This is a genomic window from bacterium (genome assembly GCA_035371905.1).
In the GTDB taxonomy this organism is placed as follows: Bacteria; Ratteibacteria; UBA8468; order B48-G9; family JAFGKM01; genus JAMWDI01.
In genome coordinates, this window is record DAORXQ010000120.1 from 1 (window position 1) to 2,069 (window position 2,069).

Sequence of the window (2,069 nt, forward strand, 5' to 3'; positions counted from 1 at the left end):
AAAGCGGTACGTGAGCTGGGTTCAGAACGTCGTGAGACAGTTCGGTCTCTATCTGCCACAGGCGTAGGAGACTTGAAGGGGAGCTGGCCCTAGTACGAGAGGACCGGGCTGGGCGGACCTCTGATGTACCAGCTATTCCGCCAGGAGTAATCGCTGGGTAGTCATGTCCGTAAGCGATAACCGCTGAAAGCATCTAAGCGGGAAGCGCGCCCCAAGATTAGGTCTCCCTCTACCAGAGCAATCTGGTAGATAAGGTCCCAGGTAGACTACCTGGTTGATAGGCCCTGCGTGTAAGACCCGTAAGGGTTTAAGCGGAAGGGTACTAATAGACCGATTGGCTTGGCCATAAATTCATTTTTTAAAATTTTTTTAGTTTATTCTTTTGGTGCAGAAGTTGATGCTGGAACTTCTACAATTCCATCTGGACCAAGAATTGTAAAGTTTAATTTTTCTAATTTATTTTTAATTTTTATTTCAACTTCAATAACATTTATTTTTTCTACTTTTTTCGCATATACCTTAAATTTCAAACTTTCATTTTCCTTTCTGGTATCTGATATAAGCCAGTCATTTGGAGTTTTAATTTTAATTTCTATATTTTCAAATTTTACAGGTTTAAAATTTTTCCCAAGAGAAATTTCAAAGAGTTTTTCAATTTCTGGATAAATCACCGGTTCTCCTCCATAGTGAAAGACAACTTCTAAATCACCTATATTTTCAACAGATGAGTGAATATCAAAAGTTAGTAAATTTCTCACTTTCTCATTGTCAAATAAAAGAGAAAGGGAGTTTTCAGGTAAAAATTTTTTATCTGCAAATTCAACAGTATCTGAATTTTCCTCTATCATTTTTTCCGCAATTTTAACAGTTCTTTCAGTTAATTCTGTTATTGTTAATGGAAGACCGTCTGTAATTGTTAAAGGAACAGGTGTTATTGAATCACCGACAGGTTTTTTCCATTCTTCAGGTATTTTGGAGAAACCATTTAAAATACCAAGAAGAGAACCCAGAGTTGCACCTGTACAGTCTGTATCATAACCACAATTTACTGCTTTACATAATTTGTCTCCAAAGTCATTTCCATAAAGCCATCCTATTATAATGAAACCATGATTTGGGATTGCATTACAGGCATTATGATGCCCGAAAATCGTTGCTATCCTTTCACGTGCCTGTCCCCATTCAAGTTTTTCTTTATAACACCTTACCGCTTCCCTTATACATCTTCCTATATGAGATGAAACAGGAATCATAGAAAGTCCTATGTTAATTAAAGTAAATGGGTCATCAATAACAAAAGCAGCACTTTCAACAGCAGCCCAGAACATTTCTCCATATGTACCTTCGCCCCCAGCATGGTCAAGTGCAGAGTCCATCCATGCAAAAAACGCCGCAAGTTGTGGATTTCCTGGAGCAACACATGCCCATATTTCACTTCTTATTGGAGAACCCATTTCATCAATAAAGTAATTCTGAAATGCTCCTGAAATTGGTGGTTTTAATCCTCTTTTTAAATTGTAAAGACACCAACTGTATTCAGAATACCAGTGCCTGTAAAGATATCTTTTCCAGAATTCTGCAAAGTCATTTAATTTTGGATTTACACCTTTTTCTTCAAGCATTTTAAGCCATACAAGTTGGAAATCAAGGTCATCATTTGGAAGTGGCTGGTCAAAATTAAAGTTTTCAGCATTTATTTCAAGTTTATAGTTTGATTTTTCCCACCATGCTTTTACATTTTTTAACCATCTTTTTATACTTTCCTTATGGTAGTAACTCAAATTATGTGTAAATTTTTCTCCTTCAAATGGTGCTCCAAGTGTTCCTCCTATATTTTTTCCAATCCAGCATCCTTTCACCTTATCTTTATACAATTCCTTATTCAACATTATTTTTTCCATAGTTTTCTCCTTTTTAGTCCTCTCTTTCGCCTATAGGGTCTATATGAACTGAAACATCTGAATTCTCTATCTTCTCTTTTATCCTGTCCTGAATTTTGAGTGCTATATCGTGTGCCTGTTTCAAAGTAAGATTTTTTTTAACTTCAATATGTAAGGATATAACTTTTT

Annotated in this window: 2 protein-coding genes and 1 rRNA gene; 1 reads left to right on the forward strand and 2 read right to left on the reverse strand. The window is 36.0% G+C overall.

Going from position 1 to position 2,069, the window contains the following annotated elements:
- Window positions 1–347 (forward strand): 23S ribosomal RNA (locus PKV21_09175); the annotation flags it as partial.
- Between the two features lie 27 nt (window positions 348–374).
- Here PKV21_09175 and PKV21_09180 read toward each other — a convergent pair.
- Together PKV21_09180 and PKV21_09185 are read right to left on the reverse strand one after the other, a co-directional pair.
- Entirely contained in the window at window positions 375–1,901 is a 1,527-nt protein-coding gene (locus PKV21_09180; protein ID HOM27656.1) for an ADP-ribosylglycohydrolase family protein, read from the reverse strand.
- 13 nt (window positions 1,902–1,914) lie between these two features.
- Entirely contained in the window at window positions 1,915–2,061 is a 147-nt protein-coding gene (locus PKV21_09185; protein ID HOM27657.1) for a cation transporter dimerization domain-containing protein, read from the reverse strand.
- Window positions 2,062–2,069: the final 8 nt, after the last annotated feature.

What these genes read in the sequence shown, in the direction of transcription:
- PKV21_09180 (HOM27656.1), bottom strand. Translation starts at nt 1,901, where the DNA reads ATGGAAAAAATAATGTTGAATAAGGAATTGTATAAAGATAAGGTGAAA.